Origin of the sequence: Bacillus sp. V26 (assembly GCF_034296245.1) — a bacterium.
GTDB classification, from domain to species: domain Bacteria; phylum Bacillota; class Bacilli; order Bacillales; family Bacillaceae; genus Bacillus; species Bacillus halotolerans.
In genome coordinates this window covers 1065203-1084814 of record NZ_JAXKQF010000001.1, presented here as the reverse complement: position 1 = coordinate 1084814, position 19612 = coordinate 1065203, and the positions used below count along the sequence as shown (strand labels likewise).

The 19612-nt window shown below is 39.5% G+C and carries 23 protein-coding genes and 1 pseudogene; 14 read left to right on the top strand and 10 right to left on the bottom strand.

Translation table 11 applies throughout. The annotated features are described in order from the left end of the window. Positions 1 to 171: 171 nt before the first annotated feature. Both UJ203_RS05790 and UJ203_RS05785 read right to left on the bottom strand, forming a co-directional pair. On the bottom strand, positions 172 to 846 hold the full coding sequence (locus tag UJ203_RS05790; protein WP_322009054.1) for an SOS response-associated peptidase: 675 nt from the start codon (positions 844 to 846) through the stop codon (positions 172 to 174). Between the two features lie 570 nt (positions 847 to 1416). After that, complete coding sequence (locus UJ203_RS05785) at positions 1417 to 3837, bottom strand: peptidase G2 autoproteolytic cleavage domain-containing protein (protein ID WP_322009052.1); 2421 nt, start codon at positions 3835 to 3837, stop codon at positions 1417 to 1419. 530 nt (positions 3838 to 4367) lie between these two features. On the opposite strand from UJ203_RS05785, the pseudogene UJ203_RS05780 reads away from it, so the two are divergent. Beyond that, a pseudogene (locus tag UJ203_RS05780) lies at positions 4368 to 4689 on the top strand (hypothetical protein). Between the two features lie 106 nt (positions 4690 to 4795). On the opposite strand, the gene UJ203_RS05775 reads toward UJ203_RS05780, so the two are convergent. From UJ203_RS05775 to UJ203_RS05765, 3 genes are all read right to left on the bottom strand, one after another. Then, positions 4796 to 5518, bottom strand: a complete 723-nt coding sequence (locus tag UJ203_RS05775; RefSeq protein WP_127695132.1) for a YrpD family protein — start codon at positions 5516 to 5518, stop codon at positions 4796 to 4798. A gap of 365 nt (positions 5519 to 5883) precedes the next feature. Further along, positions 5884 to 6087, bottom strand: a complete 204-nt coding sequence (gene cotC, locus UJ203_RS05770) for a spore coat protein CotC (RefSeq protein ID WP_105991908.1) — start codon at positions 6085 to 6087, stop codon at positions 5884 to 5886. A 192-nt stretch (positions 6088 to 6279) separates the two neighbouring features. Further along, positions 6280 to 6465, bottom strand: coding sequence for a twin-arginine translocase TatA/TatE family subunit (locus UJ203_RS05765; protein ID WP_322009047.1), 186 nt, complete (start codon positions 6463 to 6465; stop codon positions 6280 to 6282). A 264-nt stretch (positions 6466 to 6729) separates the two neighbouring features. Between UJ203_RS05765 and UJ203_RS05760 the strand changes: the two genes are divergently transcribed. Then, on the top strand, positions 6730 to 7128 hold the full coding sequence (locus UJ203_RS05760; protein ID WP_322009045.1) for a hypothetical protein: 399 nt from the start codon (positions 6730 to 6732) through the stop codon (positions 7126 to 7128). A gap of 91 nt (positions 7129 to 7219) precedes the next feature. On the opposite strand, the gene UJ203_RS05755 is transcribed toward UJ203_RS05760, so the two are convergent. Then, a complete protein-coding gene (locus tag UJ203_RS05755) occupies positions 7220 to 7654 on the bottom strand; it encodes an SRPBCC domain-containing protein (RefSeq protein WP_322009043.1) in 435 nt (144 codons plus the stop codon). Between the two features lie 484 nt (positions 7655 to 8138). Here UJ203_RS05755 and UJ203_RS05750 point away from each other — a divergent pair, with 484 nt between their 5' ends. The 6 genes from UJ203_RS05750 (at position 8139) to UJ203_RS05725 (ending at position 12863) form a co-directional block, all read left to right on the top strand. Beyond that, positions 8139 to 8327, top strand: a complete 189-nt coding sequence (locus UJ203_RS05750; protein WP_059335696.1) for a hypothetical protein — start codon at positions 8139 to 8141, stop codon at positions 8325 to 8327. A 69-nt stretch (positions 8328 to 8396) separates the two neighbouring features. Then, positions 8397 to 9197 (top strand): hypothetical protein, encoded by an 801-nt coding sequence (locus UJ203_RS05745; RefSeq protein ID WP_322009040.1) that lies wholly within the window; start codon positions 8397 to 8399, stop codon positions 9195 to 9197. A gap of 4 nt (positions 9198 to 9201) precedes the next feature. Continuing rightward, the gene (locus UJ203_RS05740) at positions 9202 to 9822 is read left to right on the top strand and encodes a DUF4166 domain-containing protein (protein ID WP_322009038.1); all 621 of its coding nucleotides are present in this window, start codon (positions 9202 to 9204) and stop codon (positions 9820 to 9822) included. After that, the gene (locus tag UJ203_RS05735) at positions 9816 to 11444 is read left to right on the top strand and encodes a YndJ family protein (protein ID WP_322009035.1); all 1629 of its coding nucleotides are present in this window, start codon (positions 9816 to 9818) and stop codon (positions 11442 to 11444) included. Before UJ203_RS05740 ends, UJ203_RS05735 begins: the two co-directional genes overlap by 7 nt. Before the next feature lie 109 nt (positions 11445 to 11553). Further along, on the top strand, positions 11554 to 11865 hold the full coding sequence (locus UJ203_RS05730) for a hypothetical protein (RefSeq protein WP_322009033.1): 312 nt from the start codon (positions 11554 to 11556) through the stop codon (positions 11863 to 11865). 239 nt (positions 11866 to 12104) lie between these two features. After that, positions 12105 to 12863 (top strand): poly-gamma-glutamate hydrolase family protein, encoded by a 759-nt coding sequence (locus UJ203_RS05725; protein ID WP_322009031.1) that lies wholly within the window; start codon positions 12105 to 12107, stop codon positions 12861 to 12863. Positions 12864 to 12884: 21 nt separating this feature from the next. On the opposite strand, the gene UJ203_RS05720 is transcribed toward UJ203_RS05725, so the two are convergent. Genes UJ203_RS05720 through UJ203_RS05710 form a run of 3 tightly spaced genes read right to left on the bottom strand, consistent with a single transcriptional unit; the run spans position 12885 to position 13845 of the window. After that, on the bottom strand, positions 12885 to 13337 hold the full coding sequence (locus UJ203_RS05720) for a YndM family protein (RefSeq protein WP_044155741.1): 453 nt from the start codon (positions 13335 to 13337) through the stop codon (positions 12885 to 12887). Positions 13338 to 13345: 8 nt separating this feature from the next. Beyond that, positions 13346 to 13645 (bottom strand): spore coat protein, encoded by a 300-nt coding sequence (locus UJ203_RS05715; RefSeq protein ID WP_059335692.1) that lies wholly within the window; start codon positions 13643 to 13645, stop codon positions 13346 to 13348. Continuing rightward, complete coding sequence (locus UJ203_RS05710; protein ID WP_024121571.1) at positions 13642 to 13845, bottom strand: DUF892 family protein; 204 nt, start codon at positions 13843 to 13845, stop codon at positions 13642 to 13644. Before UJ203_RS05710 ends, UJ203_RS05715 begins: the two co-directional genes overlap by 4 nt. A gap of 196 nt (positions 13846 to 14041) precedes the next feature. Between UJ203_RS05710 and fosM the strand changes: the two genes are divergently transcribed. Both fosM and UJ203_RS05700 read left to right on the top strand, forming a co-directional pair. Continuing rightward, the gene (gene fosM, locus UJ203_RS05705; protein ID WP_322009025.1) at positions 14042 to 14464 is read left to right on the top strand and encodes a FosM family fosfomycin resistance protein; all 423 of its coding nucleotides are present in this window, start codon (positions 14042 to 14044) and stop codon (positions 14462 to 14464) included. Positions 14465 to 14546: 82 nt separating this feature from the next. After that, on the top strand, positions 14547 to 14975 hold the full coding sequence (locus UJ203_RS05700; RefSeq protein ID WP_322009023.1) for a hypothetical protein: 429 nt from the start codon (positions 14547 to 14549) through the stop codon (positions 14973 to 14975). 393 nt (positions 14976 to 15368) lie between these two features. Here the strand turns inward: UJ203_RS05700 and lexA are convergent, their stop codons facing one another. After that, complete coding sequence (gene lexA, locus UJ203_RS05695; protein WP_010334405.1) at positions 15369 to 15986, bottom strand: transcriptional repressor LexA; 618 nt, start codon at positions 15984 to 15986, stop codon at positions 15369 to 15371. A 156-nt stretch (positions 15987 to 16142) separates the two neighbouring features. On the opposite strand from lexA, the gene yneA reads away from it, so the two are divergent. The 4 genes from yneA (at position 16143) to tkt (ending at position 19600) form a co-directional block, all read left to right on the top strand. Further along, the gene (yneA, locus tag UJ203_RS05690; RefSeq protein ID WP_059291742.1) at positions 16143 to 16454 is read left to right on the top strand and encodes a cell division suppressor protein YneA; all 312 of its coding nucleotides are present in this window, start codon (positions 16143 to 16145) and stop codon (positions 16452 to 16454) included. Between the two features lie 17 nt (positions 16455 to 16471). Then, positions 16472 to 17125, top strand: a complete 654-nt coding sequence (locus UJ203_RS05685; RefSeq protein ID WP_024121575.1) for a recombinase family protein — start codon at positions 16472 to 16474, stop codon at positions 17123 to 17125. 63 nt (positions 17126 to 17188) lie between these two features. Continuing rightward, the gene (locus UJ203_RS05680) at positions 17189 to 17422 is read left to right on the top strand and encodes a DUF896 domain-containing protein (RefSeq protein WP_024121576.1); all 234 of its coding nucleotides are present in this window, start codon (positions 17189 to 17191) and stop codon (positions 17420 to 17422) included. A 174-nt stretch (positions 17423 to 17596) separates the two neighbouring features. Then, positions 17597 to 19600: a transketolase gene (gene tkt / locus UJ203_RS05675; protein WP_105954358.1), complete on the top strand. Its 2004-nt coding sequence runs from the start codon at positions 17597 to 17599 to the stop codon at positions 19598 to 19600. The last annotated feature ends 12 nt before the right edge of the window (positions 19601 to 19612 follow it).

Below are 19612 nucleotides of genomic sequence, written 5' to 3'. Positions count from 1 at the left end.
GCTCTATATCTTTAATCGATTCAATTTAAAAATTGGACAGCTAACTGAATCATTGACTAGCTATGGTTTAAAAATAACGCATGGCACATAAAGGGTTGTTTTTGAATCATGTACACGTTCGTTTATTATGCTTAGGCGAAAGTGATATATAAAGCAATCTGGCAGCGGTACTTAATGGGCTACAATAAGCTCAGGTGAATTGTTTTTAGGTGAGTTAACTAATGATGAAACCTGGTATGCTTCCATGTCATCAGCATCATATGGCAAAAGCAAGCTTTTGAGAAAATCGGGATCTGTATTTTTAGGGTTCAGCCATTCTTTTTCATGACCGTGACCTAATATAACCGGCATTCGATCATGGATATTTTCCATAAGCGCATTAGGTTTTGTCGTAATGATTGTGCAAGTGTAGAGCGGGTAACCTTCAGGCGTATTCCACTTTTCGTATAAGCCGGCAAAAGCGAACAGATTGGATGATTTCAGCTTGATTCTCATAGGAATCTTAGTTTTTGGATCAAGGCGTTTCCATTCATAAAAACTGTCGGCCGGAATAATGCAGCGTTTGCTGACAAGCGGTTTTCGAAAGCTGGGTTTCTCGGCCAATGTTTCAGCACGAGCATTGATCATTTTATAACCGATCTTTTCATCTTTAGCCCAAGGAGGAATGAGGCCCCATCTTAATTTTCCAAGGCGGTTGCTTGATCCATCATTAATAATGGTAAGGATGTTTTGTGCTGGCGCGACATTATAGCTGGGGTGATATTCGTCTTCAGGCAAGAAGTGATCTATGTTGAATTGCTCAATGATGTCGTCAAATTCTGAGAATAAAGTGAATCTGCCACACATGTTCATCATCCTTTTGGTTTTTTGAATATTGTACAGGGTTGGTATATGAAAATCAAAAAGGGGAGTATGATGCAGCAAGTGAAGAACGAATTATTTGAATAAAAAACTGAGGGAAAATCAAAGATGCGGAAACATTCAACGTTATGCGTAGCAAGAAAGTTTTAAGGCTACAGATATAAAAGTCGTTCCAAAGATTTAAGAGTTATAAAATGATATGTATAAAAAAGGTGAGTACCTTGTATTGGATAGTATTAGCACCTTAATTGGAATGCATAGAATTTTTAAATACTGATGTAAATATGCAATGTTGGTTAATGTTAACCTTCCCGGAAATGTGAAGAAGGGAATAGGGATCAAAACAAGGATGTTTATAAAATTATTGTGATTTAGGTTTGTTACGTATTTTTGATTTCTAATGAAGTGGTCATGAAGCCCAAGTTTCAAGAAAATGAGCCTGAATCTTGGGCTATTTATAGCTTGAGATATCTTGATATTAAACCAGCAGGAAATGAAAAAAAACTGATATCATTTAATCTTTCATCAGTATAATGAACTTGTTCCAGACTCTCACTATCTAATGACGGTGAGTGCGATGCCATACCCTTTTTCCGGAGTGTAAATGGTAGTGATTTTCATTACTTTCCAGGTTCCTTCAGATGCTTTTGTTCCTATCCCATTATGCGCAGTAAGATAGTCTCCTTGACCGACAGTTTCGTCAATACGTACATAATGCTGTCCCGCCAGTCCAACCACATGCCATTCGTCCCTTACAGCCCGTGAATGATAAGCGCTCTCCAGCGCTGCATCATAGTCTGGATTTTGTTTTGGCACACGTATCAATTCACCGGTTTCCTTGTCGATCAGATCCTCATAAATGAATCCGCCAAACTCATTAGTCAAATAGCGGTTCTGCCAGACGAAGCTAGATGCTCCTGAAATGAATGCTGCTGTTTCCGAAATAACTCCAAGCATATAATCTCCCACGTGGGCGGGCGCTATTTTTTCACCTCTTAAAGTTACGATTGTACCTGTCTGGATTAACTGCCCAGTTGAACTCTCAAAATACTCTCCATATCCATTTAAGGAAGAATTGATTGCTCCTGCAAATGTCCCGTTTCCTCCAACTGAGTCAAGAAGCCATTTCATTGATTGATGGCCTCCTGCCACGGTGTATGGTTCTTCCAGTATAATACTTTCAGAAGACAAAATTGTTCTTGAAACACTGTTTCCTTTAATATGGGCATTGTTTGAAGAAGCGATTAATGCCCGGGAGCCTTCTGTGCTAGAGCCTCCTGAAGCGCCGATGACCGCATTTCTTTCTCCCTTCGCCGTAATGTCTCCGGTACCAGCGATAACTGCGCTCGTTTGGTTAAAGGCGAAGCCAGAGGTTGTTGCAAGCTGTGCGCCGCCTTTTAAATTAATGGGTACATGCTGGTATGTTTGACCTTTGATGGTGACCGCCGTACTATAACCTTCTGCCTGTACACCGAGAATGACGGTTTGATTATTAGGCGACTGAATTCCGACCGCTCCGTTATCAGCAATCATTGTACCGTTTAGTATATTCACATTATAGAGACCGCCACCAATTGAAATTCCTTTTGGAGCAGATTGATAAATATCGAAGTTTGAAATTTTAATATAATCAGTTTTATTTGACCCGCCTGATAAATGAATATCAACACCGGCTTTTTTAAATCCGCGAATTTTAATACCGTTAAGGGTGATATTCTGACTGCGGTATTGCAAAGCTACGACAGGATTTTCCTTATAGTCATAGTCGGGATCACCAATTGCTGTGAATCCGCTTACATTAACGTTTTTATATGCTGAAACAACTAGCGCTCTTGGCGTGACAGCTTCATAAAGAGAGTTGAAAACCGGTTCAATTGCTGAACAATCAATGAGTGTGACATCATAAGCCGTTGTGCTTTCAGGATCCGTGGCTTGATGATGACCAATATGACGAAGATCAAATGCCCGGACATCACGATAAGAAACATGGCCGATGATATGGACATTTTGAGAGGCTGGCCACATTGCATGCGCTTTAACCTCTACTCCACGAATGTTTCCGCTTGTAAAGTTATTCAAAAGCCACACATGCTTAGACCCATCGTCGATTTCTATTCCGTTGGAGTTGGATACACCCTCTGCAAACTCCGTTCCTCGCGGATTACCGGAATGGCAATTTGAAATAAAGATGTATTCACTATAATGGGTAGTAATGCCGTCGTCTCCTGAACCATATGCCACACAGTTATCAATCCAAATATATTTTGAGCCGTCTTTGGTCCAGTCGGTATCAGGTAAATGATCGTACGTTGGGGATGTAATATCAATACCGTGAAGACCTGCGTTAATGGCTTCCACGTCTCTAATCCATCCATATTCAACTTTAGCAAAAGTTAAACAGCTGGAGAATTGACCACCAGGATTTTTCACACCGCATTGTCTATTTGGATTCCAGTCTAATGACATTCCTTGAACAAAAATATTGCGGTTCCCATTTTGGTAATCATCATTTGTGATTACCCATTCATGAGCGGGAGTGTCTTCATGAAGTTTAATTACGGTAATTCCTTTACCTTGCCCTACAATAGTTGTCCAGGACGGAAGTTTAATCCCTTGAACCAGATATTCTCCGGCAGGAACATTTACTTTGACGCGACCATTACCGATTGCTTTTCGAAAAGCTTCTGTATTGTCTCGTCCATCGGGAACAGCTCCGAAGTCTTCCACATTTACTTCCCGGGTGATTTTACTTAAAAGCTTATGGTATTCTCTGTCAAGACGTTCTTTTAAAAGAGAGGTGATCTCTCCTTCTGCCGTCACCCTTGCGTCAGTAACTTCGACGTTTTGATCTGTAACGGAATGCTTAATAAGGTTTTGCATTCTCTCCTTGACATGTTCAATTTCAGATGTATATTCCGGGTGTGACTCAGATTTGGCGTTTAGAGAAGGATCGGGGTAGTTTTTAAAATGAACCATTCTAAAGACACCTCTTTCTTTTAATATAAGCGCAGTTTTCAGTATTGCAGTTTCTGTAGCGCCTTTTGCGCTTATCTTTCCAATTCTGTATTTGTTGCTAGAATTCCTTTTAAATCCATATTAGTTTTCAAAGATAAGTAAGTCTTGAACAAGAATTCGATGGAAAATAGGGAAATTAGTTAATGTCCATAAAAGGAGTGGTTCATATTCCAGCGCTGATTTAAAAACTGGGATTACAACAAAAGCAAAAATACTAAAATTAATGTAAGGAAAGATGTCATTAGCCCTTTTAATTTAAGAAAAGATTTACTCCAACTCCGTAGCAGACTTGAATCCACTTTACCTATTCGGTTTCGTTAGAGAGCCAAGGTATTAAAAGAGTCTGTTTAGCTTCTGCGGTGTATTCAATGGTAGTAGTCATTAAGAGGCAAGAGAATTGAAAACATTTAAGTAGGGGAAATTCTGCATTGACGCACGTTAATGAGTGTTAATATATACCGGATTAAATATATGAAAAAGATGAGAGAAGAATGAAAAGACTTGCCTTGTTATCAAGTTTTGCTGCTATTGTCATCTCAATCATCGGACAGCTGATGGGAATGTTAGATGAGCCTTATGCAGTGGGTAACGCATGGTTCGTAGGTGTATTAGCAGGATTGATTACCTTTCTTAGTTTTTATTGACAGTCAAGGGATGACAAAAAGTTATATCATAAGTTCAAGTACAATTTTAGGTATTCTAGGAGTAGGTTTTTTATATTTCCCAGTTGCATTAATTAACATTTTAATAGCTTTTAAGCTAAACAAAAAAAAGAGAGGGAATTTTTTTATTCGTAAAGAGAAAATGTGGTAAATGAAGACATCATAGTATTGGAATCATCATTTTATTCAGTGGATTGAATTTTTAGGTTATACAATAAAAAAGGACGCCAGCATTGCCAGCGGCCCTTTGCAGAACCTTATTTATTAACAGAAATTGTGACATTATTTCCAGAAGGGAGGACTTTTGCAAAATCCTGTGTATCTACGACAGGTGTCACTGCTTTATTGTCGATTGTGATATTGTTAAAAGTTGTTGAAAAAGTTGCTTTAATGGCAGAGCGTTGGCTTTCAGCTGAAACCGCAGCGGTGGCAAGTGTTTTCCATTTCGACAGAGTGCCGATGTTTGTTCCTTGAATTTCCATGATAATACGTCCGGTATAGCCGTCATTGTTCGTTCCCCAGAGGGTCATGCGAGTATTCCCGTTCAAGTTTTTGTAGATCGTCATTTGCACTGTGCTTCCGGGACGAAAGCCTTTATTATAAGTGAATTTCTCTTTTCCTTCGATATACGTTTCATCATTTTTAGAACCGACTTTCATGAGCGGTTTCCAGACGTTGTATTGTTTGCTGTACTGAAGGCCGATATCTGCCTCAGTTCCGTTTTTTGCGCTAAAGCCTGAATAAATATAAGGGGTAGAGACAGAGTCTTGGATGTTCACAGTGTCGGGAAGCTTAATTTTAGCCGTGAATACAGCGCCTGTACTGTTTAGGTAGGCGCGTCCGCCGATTCCCTTAGGCAGCTGGGAAGCCGCTTTTGCCACTTGAGTGTCTGCTCCTGGAAGACCTGGAACTCCTGAAGAAATGGTTCCGAAAAGAATAGCTGTTCCTACTGCACCTGCAATTAATACTTTTTTCAACAAAATTCCCCCTTTTAAAAGTGGTTTCGCCAATTATTATACCTTATTTTGGAACTGCTTTTATTAAGATAAATCGACAAAATCGTTAAAATCTTGTGTTTATGAATAGGTTATGTTTATATATTGACACCATAGATCTAAAAATAAACTAATTAAACTATGTACCAAATGTTCATTTTTTTATTAAAAAATCGGCATTAAGAGGCAAATAATAATTGTAAGACACTCACCAAAGGTAAAAAAGCTTTATCCTTTTTTAACAAATTAGACCTAGGATTCGTTTAGACATTGAAGTTACATAGTTTTTTCTGCAAAAAAACCCCCGGCCATTGACCGGGGAAGCAAAATTGAGGAGATTAAATGGAGTATTAGCAGTGTTTCTTACGCTTTTTATACTCTACAACGTAGTCATAGTCTTTTTTGTCGTGATCATAATGTTTTTTGTCATAATCACAGTAGTAATCTTTTTTATCATGGTGATCATAATGTTTTTTGTCATAGTCGTAATACTTCTTGTAATACGTTTTCTTAACCGTACAATACTCTTCTTTATATTTTTTGTAATAACCCATAAATACCCCTCCTTTTATGATCCATACGCTTTATTATATGGAAGTTAGCGTTTGCGGATTGGACAGTTTAAATTGCAAAAGTAAAAAAGGGCTGTCCAAAAAAGAAGTTGAGAAAAAATCAGAGGAAAACTGAGGGATCATGCAGAAACAACAATATAAAAAGCCGATGTGCATCGGCCAAATCATTTTACCTTACATTTGCTTGTCTTCTTTGTCTGAACCACTACTTCTTATGTCTTGAGTCAATCCGCTTGTCGCTTTTTTAAATTCTGATAAGGCTTTTCCGGCAGAGCGGCCAAGCGCAGGCAGCTTATCAGGACCAAACACTAAAAAACCTACAAATAAAATAACTAAAATTTTTGTGACGCTTAATTCCATGATGCTTCTCCTCCTCTTGTTTGAAGTACGAACCTTTATTAACAAATTATAAAAGATGGCGGTTCAAATGAGAATACGTCTGTTTTGAATATTTTGTATAACACAGGCGAAGGGAGGATGATGTGATTTATTCAGGAAAAAATGCTGATGATAAAACGTATGGCTTCCAATGCCATACACATACCTGCAATTTTATTTAAAGGGGGGGTGATATATATATAACTGTAAGTTGCCATGATCAAAATAAAGGGGGAGATATTAATTATGAGATGCAATAAGCTAATAGGGTACCTGTCTGTTTTCATGTTCGCTGTCACTTTTCCATTATCTGCACATGCAGAAAAAGCGGGAACTGCTGGAGCCGGAGAGTGGGATAAGCTTGGGACTTACACCTATACTTATTCAAGTCCGACGGTATACTCGAGCGGAGGCGATTTTAGAGTTTGTCTTTCAGGAAGTACACCTTTCTCCGTATCGCTGCATCTATATGAGGATGATGCTGGTGACAACCCTGATGAATATGTGGGTTCTAATTATTTTTCACCCGGAGAATGTCATACCTTTAGCAATATCGGGAAATTTGTAGATGGAAGCAATAACAAGGCAGAGTTCTTTGTTACTGATTACTCTGGTAAATCAAAAACAGTTACGTTTTACGATTGATTCGGAGATACAGTTCAGTGAATATAACTTTGTCATGAATAAAAGAGAGAGGGAGCTCTCTCTTTTTATACTGTATGAGCAATGAAATACCTTACTCTTGAACAGCTTTGCGAAGTCGTTCATTCACAATGCCTGTCCAGCCGCCATCCATCTTATCCCGAATGACTAAGCTTTTCTCGTTTGCCTTACCGATCATTTCATCCGGCTTCTTCCAACCGCTGTGGATGAGAGTGAATTCTGTTTTGTTCCCTACGTCTCTTAATTGAAATGTAACAATCCATCCATCAGTATCCCATTCAAAAGAAAGCTCTCCGGGAGCATGAACCGTCAAAACTTTGCAAGGTGATGGTCCAAATGGTGATTGTAAATGAAATTTATATCCTTCCTTCAGCTGAAAATCATTCGGCATAAACCACTTGGCTATGCCTTCTGAAGTTGAGACTGTCTCCCAAACCTTTTGAATAGGCGCCTTTATTGTTATATGTTTCGTAATGTCCGGTAATGTTTTTTCTTGATATTTATCCATATATTGCTCCTCTTTATTCAATATATATTTTCATGCAAATTTTATATCATCTAACGAAATCATGTCCATAGTGAGCATGAATCTGAATCTGTTGTCGGCAAGTGTTTCATTCTATAAATTTCACGATTAAAAGTGAATTTATTATCCATTTATTGTTATATTGAGTGGTGAAAGGCAGGGGAAGCCTCATGCAAAAAAACGAAAATACAGCAGGAGAGCGGAAAATATATATCACGGTCTTTTCATTCTTGTGATTTGTCTGGCAGCAATATGCTTTTATGAACAAAGATTTCTTTTTAATCAATTAGCATTTCGGGTATTTGATGCACTGATCAGTTTTGTGTTATTGGCCAATGTGCTGTTTTTCTGGAGAAAAAAGAAGAGCATAGCATATGTCTCAGGCATTTTGGCTGTAGTTAATGTAATTATGCTGATATTTCTGCTTTTTCTATCGTGATGAGAATGTAAAGAAGGAGGGTTCTGCGTGCTTGGTAAAATAAAAGCGGCCATTGATAATAGTCCGGGAAAACCCGCGAAAATTGTAGTTAATGAAAGCACACTTCAGCAGTTAAAAGAAGAGATGCGTTTTGTTTACGTTTCCAAACCTAAAACCATTATGGGGATACCTGTGGAGGTTTCAGATGATGTAGAAGGCTTTGAACTCAAATTTTAACGTTAATCTATTTTAATACTATAAATATGCTAATATAGGAACTGCTAGAAAAAGAAGGGAGGAGGGGCTGTGAAACAGAAGCCGATTTATGTCGAAATCGAGATGACATCTGACCTGGACAAGCTTTGGGAATATACGCAAAACCCATCGTTACATAAGGAATGGGATCTGCGGTTTTCTGACATTACATATTTACACAGAAGCGTAAATGAAGCGCAGAGGTTTCTTTACGAGACAAGAATTGGCTTTGGATTAAAGGTGTCAGGTGCTGGTGAAACCGTGGGAACGAAATTGCATTCCTCTCAAAGAGTATCCTCCCTGGCCTTTTCCTCCAACCATCCGTTATCCTTGATTAAAAAAGGCAGCGGGTATTGGAAATACATACAGCATGATAACGGGAAGCTTACATTTATGACACAGTATCAATATGAAACGGCATATGGCTTTCTGGGAAGATGGATTGACCGTTTATTATTTCGGCCGCTGTTGGGCTGGGCAACAGCATGGAGTTTTGATTCATTGAGACTTTGGATTGAACAAAATAAACATCCGAAACAATTGATCCGTTATGCGTTTGTCTATATGCTGACGTGCTTGTTTTTTAGTCTGTTTTGGTTTTACCACGGGTTTACAGATCTTGAAACGAACAATATGGCAGGAGCAGCGAGGATAGGATTGGGCATTTTATGGCTGAGTCCATTAAAGAGAAAATGGACACTTCATGCTGTGCAGATCTGTATCTTTGCTGTCTTCGCTTTTCTGGATGCCGGAATATGTTCTTTACTGTTAAGTGTGATTACTGCGGCAAGCGGCTTGATCAGTCTCCGGCTTCCAAGTGCTCGGCATACGAAACGAAAAAGAAAGAAGTGAAATGGTGAGTTCAATGTATAAAAAAACAATTATAAATTATCATCTATTACATCCCAAGCTGCAGAAACGTTATCAATTAGACAGGTCACATACATTCAGCGGAAGAGGAACGATGTCAGAAATAAGCGGAGGGTCTTTTTTTGTCAGAATGCTGCTGAAATGCGGAGTGTTTTTTAGATGTTTCTTTTCAGAAAGAGGAAAGGACATCCCTTTTACAATTAAAAACAGAACATGTCTTACGAAGCAGGAACATACGGGGATTGAATGGAATCGGACTTTTGTCTTTAAAGATAAAAAGCGTTACTTTGATGCAGTTATGGTATACGACGAAAATGAAAAACGAATACTTGATTTTTTCGGCCAACCTCATATTCTGCTGTCCGTTTTAACTTTTGAAGCACTCTCTGACGGGTCTCTCCACATTACATCAGGAAAGCAATGGCTATTAATATGCGGAAAAAGAATTCCTTTGCCAAAATGGCTGAGCGGTAATTCCACTGTTTGCGAAACTTTTGATGAAAGCAACAACTGTTTCACTATTCAAGTTCATGTGGAAAATGCAATTCTTGGCACTCTATTCTTTTATAAAGGGACGTTTCAGGAAACAGAGGGAGAAGTATGTTAAAACGAAACGGCATCATTAGTGCACTTTGTTTCATTTGGTTTCTTGCATCTGAAGCTCCCGACATATCAGTTGCTGAGGCGCTTGTCTTGTTTTCCATTCTCTTTTTTGTGCCGGGAATTTTTCCTTTTGTTTTTCATCAATCAGCTCACAGGACTATTCAATTTTCGGAAAAAATATTGATGCACATCTATTCGGCAGCAGCTGTTTTCGCGGTATTAGCCCTTGTGACCGACGTGGGGTATTTTGCACTGATCTGGTGGATATACACTGCTTTGTTGGCTTTATATGGTGTGTTGCGGCTTTTGAAAACAAAAATACATAGAATCGAAGAAACATCTATTTTGTTAGGACTCGTTTATTTAGGAGGAGGGGGATTTTGGTTTTTTGCCTATGCTGCGCATTTACATATCCTGCACTTCGGTCCTCTTATTATTTTGCTCACAGCTGTTCATTTTCATTATTCTGCTTTATTGATCCCGATCTTTCATGGTTTACTTGGCAGAGTCAATAGAGAAAAACGGGTTATGTACGGTTGGGTGACATGGATTATTTTACTGTCGCCGCTCCTCATCGCACTCGGAATAACATACTCAAAAACACTTGATATCTTGGCGGTTGGTATCTATATGGCGGCACTATATCTTAACTCATACTTAATATTTAAGACAGCTTTTCGCAGTAAGACAGGAAAAGTGCTTATCCGACTGTCTTCTGTCGTGTTAATGATAACGATCTGTTTCTCTTTCATTTACTCATTCGGTGTATTCCGGCAAGAAGTCACGCTGACCATCAGCCAAATGATTTGGATACACGGTGTCGTGAACGCATTCGGTGTTATTTTGCCGGCTCTTGCAGGATGGAGAAAAGAAAATCCTCAGCCCTCGGATGCGAGTGTCAAGGTTTTCAGCCGTATATACGGAAAGAGAACAATCGGAAAGAACTTTTTGCACAACATTCACGCTGAAAATAACATTCGATATAGCGGACTTGTGGATGATATGAGAAGCCTTCGTTCGAACGATTTTTCACCGGAGCACTTGACACCGTTGATTGTTTCTTTTTATGAACAGACGAAAGATTATGAGGTAAAAGCAAAAGTGACGTGGAGCACTTGGTTTCAGCCCTTTGCGAAAATGTATGAATACATCAGCAAAAGAACCGGACAAATACATCTGTCAACGAATCCTGACTGGTATAGGATGCACAGTACAATAAAAGGTGTCCATTCAAAAAAAGACGGAAGAAAAAAGGTACGTGCCTGGATCAGAACAAATGAAAAAAACGAAACCATTTTTACCGCGCTGTATTCTGTATATCGCTCAAAAGGGGAGGGGTACATGAATATTTCTCTGCCGCTTCCTTTCAGTAACATGACAGGCATTTTAAAGCCTTATCATCACAAAGAGAACCTGATTTTGACCAGCAGGCGGAGAAAAAGCGGTGCTGGGGATGAAGGAATTTATCTTAGAACAAGAATCGGGACCTGCCCGCTTCCATTATCTGAAACCTTTCTAATAAAGGCTCCGGGTGCAAGCAGGTTAACAGCTGTTCATGAAATGTGGCTGTTTGGGATTCAATTTCTAACTGTAGAATATGACATTACATATTGCCCGTCCAAATGAATAATATAAAACAAAGACAATAGTTCATCTGACAGTCTCTCGTCCGGTAATAATCGGTTCGGCACATTTTCATGCTGCACCTCATACAGACGGGGAAGGAAGGATTTTTATGTTTTATATCAGTTTGTTTCTGATTGTATGGCTGGCTGCGGGATTTGCAGTGGGGATGAAGCAAGTTTATGTCGATCAGCTGTTCGATAAAGATGTAATCGAAAGGCTTGAAAAAGAAGCAGGTGACCATGATCTTGTTGACCGTTTTATCAAACACCGTTTCATTTATATTACAGCAGTTACTTTAAGCGGGTTTATTGCTGTTTACAGTGAAATAAAAGCCATTCCGCAAAAGCGGAGAATAAGAAAAATTGAAAAAGACATTATTAAGCTCAATAAAGTAAAGAAACGCGGGGATAACAGAAAGTAAAAGGTGCACAAGCCAGCAGGCGGGTGCATTTTTTTATGTAATGGGGGAATGAGAATAAAGCCGGTACGATCTTACTTTTTTGCTAAGGAGTATAAATTCATAAATGTGAAGAACAGCGCCCGGGCTAATGGTATATAATATTGTGAATTTAACAAAAATTTAACAAGGAGGACGAGATAATTCGTGCTAAAGCCTCAAAGAGTCCAGCATCCTGTGTTTTTGGTTTTGAGGCGGAGTAGATGAAACCGGCCAAAGTATCCCTGCTCCGCCGTTTGCTCCATTCCTTGAAGCATGTTGATTGTAACATAGTCAAACGTTTTCCATCAACTTTAAAAAATGTAAAATTGTTGTTAATTTTCTTGTTGTTTGTTCCGGTTTCTTCTGTATATGCAGAGGATATCTATCAGAATTTCGAGGAATTAAAGAATCACGAAGATCCTTCAGATTATAACATTGCCACAAAAGAAACCGGCAGCTCTGTGCTTGTTTTAGCTATTCACGGAGGAGGTATTGAAGGCGGCACAAGTGAATTAGCGAGAGAGCTCAGCAAAGAATATTCCATGTATTTGTTTGAAGGTTTGAAGACGTCTGGAAATTCAGTACTGCATATAACAAGCACCCATTTTGATGAGCCTCAGGCACTGAAGCTTGTAGCAAGTCATGAGTATGTCATTTCATTGCATGGATATGCAGGAGAGGACCAACAGATACAAATCGGCGGAACAGACCGATCAAGAGCGGCAGAATTAGTTTCAAAACTGCAAAAAGCCGGTTTTCCGGCTGAATTGCTTGGTACGGATCATCCGCATGCAGGCGTAAGTCCAAACAATATATCGAATAAATCAAAAACCGGTTTGAGTATCCAATTAGAGATGAGTACAGGGTTCAGAGAATCTTTGTTTGGCATCTTTTCTTTAAAAAGCAGATCCACGACTCAAAATGAGAGGTTTTATGATTTTACAGAAGTGATGACCCATTTCATAGAAAACAGCTATTAAATAAGGAGGCTTTGCGCCTCCTTATTTTTCGTCCTTCTGATCATTGGCTTCAGGAAACAATTCATCTGATGCCTCAGTTTGATATTGCAAAGTGTTATCTTTGACAGTCAGTTCGTTTCGGAATGTTTCATCCAGCACATTTTTCAGTAAATACCGGTGAAAAAAATATTCAAAAACAGTAAGGCAGACAGACGCAATCAGAGCGGCTGCAAACGGTGAGAAACCGTTTCTAGTTTGCGTTTCAAGAAAGACCCAAAGAATAACGAGTGAAAGTCCGAAGTCAGCCAGTGAAGCTGTTATATTGCTGGTTCTCGGCAAGATCAGGATGTCACCGGAAAGGTATGTTACAAAGCTTAAGAAAAATGCAATAAACAGCACACTTAAAAAGGAAGCATGATAAACTCTATCCAAAATCACATACAATAGGGCAAGAGTTAAAGCTGTTTTAGAAGCAAGAGCGATAATATGTTTCATTTGATCACCTATATTTGTGGCAAATCTTTAGCGGTATCTGCAGCCTCAAGATCGACACTTATTTGCTGAGTTAAATCTTTAGAATGATAAAAACCCTTTGCAGCCATATAATGAAAAATTTGTTCATGGGTATTCATCGCGTCATGTAAATATTGCTGCAGCGTTTCCCTGACTTCTGGGGAAGAAGATTCTGTGATGGCAGCTGCAATATTCCTTACGCCTGTCTTTGCCGATATTAAAAAATCCGTTGCGATCACTTGTTCGGTCATGCTGCCCATTCCGGCTAATTTTTGAAAGAACTCATTCACGCTTGTTCACCTCTCACTGACAGCAATTCCTGCAAACGCGCAACCTGCTGTTTTGTTTTTTGAGCATCCTGCTCAAGAATACTCTTTAATTCTTCATCTTGTACAAGTCCCGTCATGGTTGAAGATTTTGTTAAACAAAGATTCTTAAACGTAAGCAATTCGTGCAATTCCAACGTTTCATGAAGGCCGTAGCCATTCATAATGGTCATTCCCTTCTGAAGTAATATGGTTTATTTTGAACAAATTGCTTTTGTTTACACTGGTATTTTTTGCTGGTCGTTTGAAACTTTCTGACTGCAATGCCCGTACAAAAGGGGTGAGGGTGAGCTTCTGTTAAACAAATCAATCTTTCATGGTTTTTAATCATCTATCTTTAAATACTAAGGAGGAGACACAGTGGAGATCAAAGGGATCAATCACTTGTTATTTTCTGTTTCTGATTTATTGACTTCCATCGAGTTTTATCAAAATGTCTTTGATGCTAAACTGCTGGTTAAAGGAAGGAGCACTGCATATTTCGATTTAAACGGCATATGGCTGGCTCTCAACGAAGAGCGTGACATTCCCAGAAATGATATTAACGCTTCTTATACCCATATCGCTTTTACAATTGAGGAAAGCAAGTTTGAAGAAATGTCCGCAAAATTAAAAAAACTTCATGTTACTATTTTGTCTGGGAGAGAACGAGATGAACGTGATCGAAAATCAATTTATTTCACTGATCCTGACGGCCATAAATTTGAATTCCATACAGGAACTCTTCAAGACAGACTTCAATATTATAAGCAAGCTAAAACCCACATGGATTTTTACGATTGAAAAAGTACGGGAAACAGAGTAATGGGGAATATACATATTTATCTTCTGGGGTTAATATATGGTAAAGGAGGGGGGATTGCAGTTGAGAAATAAAATATTATTCATGACAGCTGTTTTGCTATGTGTTTTTGGAACCGGGACCATTCATGCAGCAACTTCACATTTTGAGCATAAAACCGACTTTATTCTAAAGGACGGAACAAAAGCGCTTTATGTAGAAAACATTAGTGATGTACCGGCAATGGATTATTTTTTAGGATACCAATTTACGATATTAGGAGTGAACACTTGTTCAGTTAACATTAAGCTTCAGCGAATGGGACTTGCAGGGGATTATACTACGTTAAGCACAAAACAATTCACCGGTAATTGGTTTGATTTTAGCGCTCAAGATAAGGTTTCCATTGAACCTTATCACCGGTATCGAATATTAGCTGAAGAACATTCAGAAAACTGTGCAAGTGTTCATGTAAAAGGCCGCTATGGTGTAGAATATTTTAATTTTGATTGAAGCTCACATTTTTGAAAAGAAGTGAGCTTTTTTTGCAGAATAAATTAACTAAATAAACTATGTACTAAATATTCAGTATATTTCCTTTTGTCTCGCTCAATATAAAAGAGCAGAGTATAACTCATCTTTTCACGTCCGAAAATCGAAACATTTATAAGAAAAGAACGTCTAGTTTTTTAAACAGCACTTTTTTAAAAAAAGTTTCGTTAAGGAAAGAAAATTTCTTGACTTCAACAATTAAATGATGGATAATTATGGTGTAAACATGATGTTCTTTTTCCTCCTATTCAGGTTCGCACCTAAGCCAGGGCGAGCCTGCTTTTTTAAAAAAACAAAACCCCCACTCCGCAAAGGGAGAGGGGGTTTATTCTTTGTAACTGATAGTTCAATAGTTTAATGGACAGTTCTGAACACACCAATTACTTTTCCTAATATGCTGACATTCTGCAGTATGATCGGAGCCATGGTTGGATTTTCAGGCTGTAAGCGAATGTGTGTATCCTCTTTATAGAAACGTTTTACCGTAGCTTCATCATCTTCTGTCATCGCCACTACGATTTCACCGTTATTCGCCGTGTTTTGCTGTTTTACAATTACATAGTCCTTATCAAGTATACCTGCGTCAATCATACTGTCACCCATGATCTCCAGCATAAACACATGCTCATCCGGAGGAACCATACGGTCAGGAAGCGGGAAGTATTCTTCAATGTTTTCAACCGCTGTAATAGGTGAGCCCGCCGTTACTTTTCCGATTACCGGTACATTAACGACTTGGCTTTTTGGAATCTCTACTTCTTCATCCAGAATTTCTATCGCTCTTGGTTTTGTCGGATCGCGTCTAATCAGCCCTTTTGTTTCCAAACGGGCCAAATGGCCGTGGACAGTAGAACTGGACGCAAGGCCGACAGCCTCTCCGATCTCTCTAACCGAAGGCGGATATCCTTTTGATTTAACCTCTGCTTTAATAAAACGGAGGATATCAAGTTGCCTTTTTGATAGCTTCGTCATTTTTTGCACCTCTAAACGTCGATTTTAAATAGATTATAGCATGATTTTCCTGACAGTACAAACATAGGTTCGAAAAAAACAATTGACAGAAACGTTTGTTCGTATATACTGAAATTATAAAAATGCGAACAAACATTCTTGTCGGAGGTTGTTATCATGAATAAAGAATCTATTATTTTTGTCGGCCTGTTCACTGTGATTCTAAGCGTGGTTATCCTTCTGTTGTCATATACAAGCAGCGACCAGGAGCTTAATCAATATGTTAAAATAAAAGTTCAGTCTGGGGATACGCTCTGGTCGCTCGCTGATCAGGTGGATGACTCAAAAAAGATAAATAAAAGTGATTTTGTTGAATGGGTAGCTGAAAAAAATAATCTCCAGACGTCTGAGATTCAGCCGGGGGATGAATTGGTTATTCCATTAAAAAAGGAACACCCGGCTGCATACGAACTGGCTACTGTTAAATAGAGAGGAAAGGTAGAAAGGTGAAAGCACTCATTTATGCCCGAGTAAGCACAAATAAAGAACAGCAAGAAACCTCATTAAAGCGGCAGGAGGAGGAGCTTACGGCCATTGCTGCCGAGAACGGCATGGAAGTCGTCAAAGTGATTTCTGAAAAAGCCAGCGGATATGAAATGGACCGGGATGGTGTATTTGATTTGCTTGATCACATCAAGAATTCAAATATTGATGTGATTTTAGTTCAGGATGAAACAAGACTCGGCCGGGGAAACGCGAAAATTGCACTTCTTCATTGTATTTACAGGGAAGGTGTGAAAGTATATACGACCGCTCACAGAGGTGAGCTGGAGTTATCAGAGGCTGACTCTATGGTGCTGGAAATCGTCAGCATTGTGGAGGAATACCAGCGGAAAATCCACAATATGAAAATTAAACGCGGAATGAAACGTGCAGTGAAAAATGGTTTTAAGCCACAAAAGAACCTGAAAAACCAGCATGAAAACAGCGGAAAAGAAAGAATAGAAGTTCCGATCTCGGAGATTGTCCGGTTGAGAGCGAATAAACTGACGTTTGCTGAAATCGCAGCTACGTTAAGAGGTTTCGGCTATGATGTGTCAAAGGCGACAGTCCATCGGCGTTTTCAGGAATACATAGAGAATGAGCAGACAGGCGAGTGAATCAGTTGTAAAACTCCTCTTGTTTTAGTAGTATATAGACAAAATGCAATAAAGGAGTTTATCATGATTTCAAACGAAAAAATTGCCAGAATCAATGAACTTGCCGCAAAAGCTAAAGCTGGCGTTATTACAGAAGAAGAAAAAGCTGAACAGCAAAAGCTCCGTCAAGAGTACCTAAAAGGATTTCGTTCTTCTATGAAAAACACATTAAAAAGTGTAAAAATCATTGATCCTGAAGGCAATGACGTAACACCTGAAAAGTTAAAAAGAGAAAAAAATAATAACAGACTTCACTGATATAAGAGGAATACGGCAATATCGTATTCCTCTTTTGTATATACTACAAACAACAGCGCTTTCTTCAGGTGACAAAATTCATCAAGTTTCTCTCAAATTTAAGCTGAAACAGTTGAGAAAAAGTCGTCAGACATTTATGATGAAAGGGTACAACATATAAGGAAGGGGATTTTTATGGATACAATTGAAAAGAAATCAGTTGCTACCATTCGCACACTATCAATAGACGCTATTGAAAAAGCTAACTCTGGTCACCCTGGTATGCCTATGGGGGCAGCGCCAATGGCATATACGCTATGGACAAAATTTATGAATGTAAATCCGGCAAACCCTGGGTGGTTTAACCGCGACCGTTTTGTTTTATCTGCGGGACACGGATCAGCACTTTTATACAGCATGCTTCATTTAAGCGGGTATGATCTCAGCATTGAAGATCTTAAGGGATTCCGCCAGTGGGGCAGCAAAACACCGGGGCATCCGGAATTCGGACATACAGCAGGTGTTGATGCAACAACAGGGCCGCTTGGACAAGGAATCGCAATGGCGGTCGGAATGGCTATCGCAGAACGCCATTTAGCCGAAACTTACAACCGCGATTCATTCAATGTAGTCGATCACTATACATACAGCATTTGCGGTGACGGCGATTTAATGGAAGGTATTTCTTCTGAAGCCGCTTCACTTGCAGGCCATCTTCAGCTTGGCCGTCTGATCGTATTATACGATTCTAATGACATCTCATTGGACGGAGATCTGGATCGTTCATTCTCTGAAAACGTGAAACAGCGTTTCGAGGCGATGAATTGGGAAGTTCTTTACGTTGAAGATGGAAACAATATTGAAGAATTATCTGCGGCAATTGAAAAAGCACGCCAAAACGACAAGAAACCTACATTGATTGAAGTAAAAACGACAATCGGTTTCGGTTCTCCTAACCGTGCCGGCACTTCCGGTGTTCACGGTGCTCCGCTTGGCAAAGAAGAAAGTAAATTAACAAAAGAAGCTTATGCATGGACGTATGAAGAAGATTTCTACGTTCCGTCAGAAGTATATGAGCATTTCGCAAAAACAGTAAAAGAATCCGGCGAGAAAAAGGAACAGGAATGGAATGACCAATTCGCTAAATATAAAGAAATTTATCCGGAACTCGCTGAACAGCTTGAGCTGGCTATCAAAGGAGAACTTCCGAAAGACTGGGATCAAGAGGTGCCTGTTTATGAAAAAGGAAGTAGTCTGGCATCCCGTGCCTCTTCAGGTGAAGTTCTGAACGGTCTTGCGAATAAAATTCCGTTCTTTGTCGGCGGTTCTGCAGACTTAGCAGGGTCAAACAAAACGACGATTAAAAATTCCGGTGATTATACAGCGCTTGATTACTCAGGCAAAAATTTCTGGTTTGGTGTTCGCGAATTTGCTATGGGTGCAGCCTTAAATGGTATGGCGCTTCACGGCGGACTTCGTGTATTCGGCGGAACATTCTTTGTCTTCTCTGATTACTTGCGTCCGGCCATTCGCCTTGCAGCATTAATGGGTCTTCCTGTGACATATGTCTTTACTCACGACAGTATCGCGGTCGGTGAAGATGGACCGACTCACGAGCCGGTTGAGCAGCTTGCTTCATTACGCGCAATGCCTAACCTTTCTTTAATCCGTCCTGCAGACGGTAATGAGACAGCAGCGGCTTGGAAGCTTGCGGTGCAGAGCACAAATCACCCAACAGCGCTTGTATTGACACGTCAAAACCTTCCTACAATCGACCAAACAGCTGAAGAGGCATTGGCTGGTGTAGAAAAAGGTGCTTATGTTGTTTCTAAGTCTAAAAACGAAACACCTGACGCTCTTCTCATCGCTACGGGATCAGAGGTTGGCCTCGCAATCGAGGCACAGGCAGAATTGGCGAAAGAAAATATTGATGTTTCTGTCGTCAGCATGCCTTCAGTAGATCGTTTTGAGAAACAATCGGATGAATACAAAAACTCCGTGCTTCCGTCAGATGTGAGAAAACGTCTTGCGATTGAAATGGGCTCATCATTTGGCTGGGGCAAATACACAGGGCTTGAAGGAGACGTGCTCGGTATTGACAAATTCGGCGCCTCCGCTCCTGGCGAAACCATTATCAATGAATACGGCTTCTCAGTTGCAAATGTTGTGGATCGAGTCAAAGCATTAATCAATAAATAAATTTTTCAAAGG

What these genes read in the sequence shown, in the direction of transcription:
- UJ203_RS05765 (WP_322009047.1), bottom strand. Translation starts at nt 6,465, where the DNA reads ATGGAATTAAGCGTCACAAAAATTTTAGTTATTTTATTTGTAGGTTTT.
- UJ203_RS05790 (WP_322009054.1), bottom strand. Translation starts at nt 846, where the DNA reads ATGTGTGGCAGATTCACTTTATTCTCAGAATTTGACGACATCATTGAG.
- UJ203_RS05725 (WP_322009031.1), top strand. Translation starts at nt 12,105, where the DNA reads ATGAAACCGGCCAAAGTATCCCTGCTCCGCCGTTTGCTCCATTCCTTG.
- lexA (WP_010334405.1), bottom strand. Translation starts at nt 15,986, where the DNA reads ATGACGAAGCTATCAAAAAGGCAACTTGATATCCTCCGTTTTATTAAA.
- UJ203_RS05730 (WP_322009033.1), top strand. Translation starts at nt 11,554, where the DNA reads ATGTTTTATATCAGTTTGTTTCTGATTGTATGGCTGGCTGCGGGATTT.
- UJ203_RS05720 (WP_044155741.1), bottom strand. Translation starts at nt 13,337, where the DNA reads ATGAAACATATTATCGCTCTTGCTTCTAAAACAGCTTTAACTCTTGCC.
- UJ203_RS05755 (WP_322009043.1), bottom strand. Translation starts at nt 7,654, where the DNA reads ATGGATAAATATCAAGAAAAAACATTACCGGACATTACGAAACATATA.
- UJ203_RS05785 (WP_322009052.1), bottom strand. Translation starts at nt 3,837, where the DNA reads ATGGTTCATTTTAAAAACTACCCCGATCCTTCTCTAAACGCCAAATCT.
- UJ203_RS05710 (WP_024121571.1), bottom strand. Translation starts at nt 13,845, where the DNA reads ATGAATGGCTACGGCCTTCATGAAACGTTGGAATTGCACGAATTGCTT.
- cotC (WP_105991908.1), bottom strand. Translation starts at nt 6,087, where the DNA reads ATGGGTTATTACAAAAAATATAAAGAAGAGTATTGTACGGTTAAGAAA.
- yneA (WP_059291742.1), top strand. Translation starts at nt 16,143, where the DNA reads ATGAATAAAGAATCTATTATTTTTGTCGGCCTGTTCACTGTGATTCTA.
- UJ203_RS05735 (WP_322009035.1), top strand. Translation starts at nt 9,816, where the DNA reads ATGTTAAAACGAAACGGCATCATTAGTGCACTTTGTTTCATTTGGTTT.
- tkt (WP_105954358.1), top strand. Translation starts at nt 17,597, where the DNA reads ATGGATACAATTGAAAAGAAATCAGTTGCTACCATTCGCACACTATCA.
- UJ203_RS05760 (WP_322009045.1), top strand. Translation starts at nt 6,730, where the DNA reads ATGAGATGCAATAAGCTAATAGGGTACCTGTCTGTTTTCATGTTCGCT.
- UJ203_RS05680 (WP_024121576.1), top strand. Translation starts at nt 17,189, where the DNA reads ATGATTTCAAACGAAAAAATTGCCAGAATCAATGAACTTGCCGCAAAA.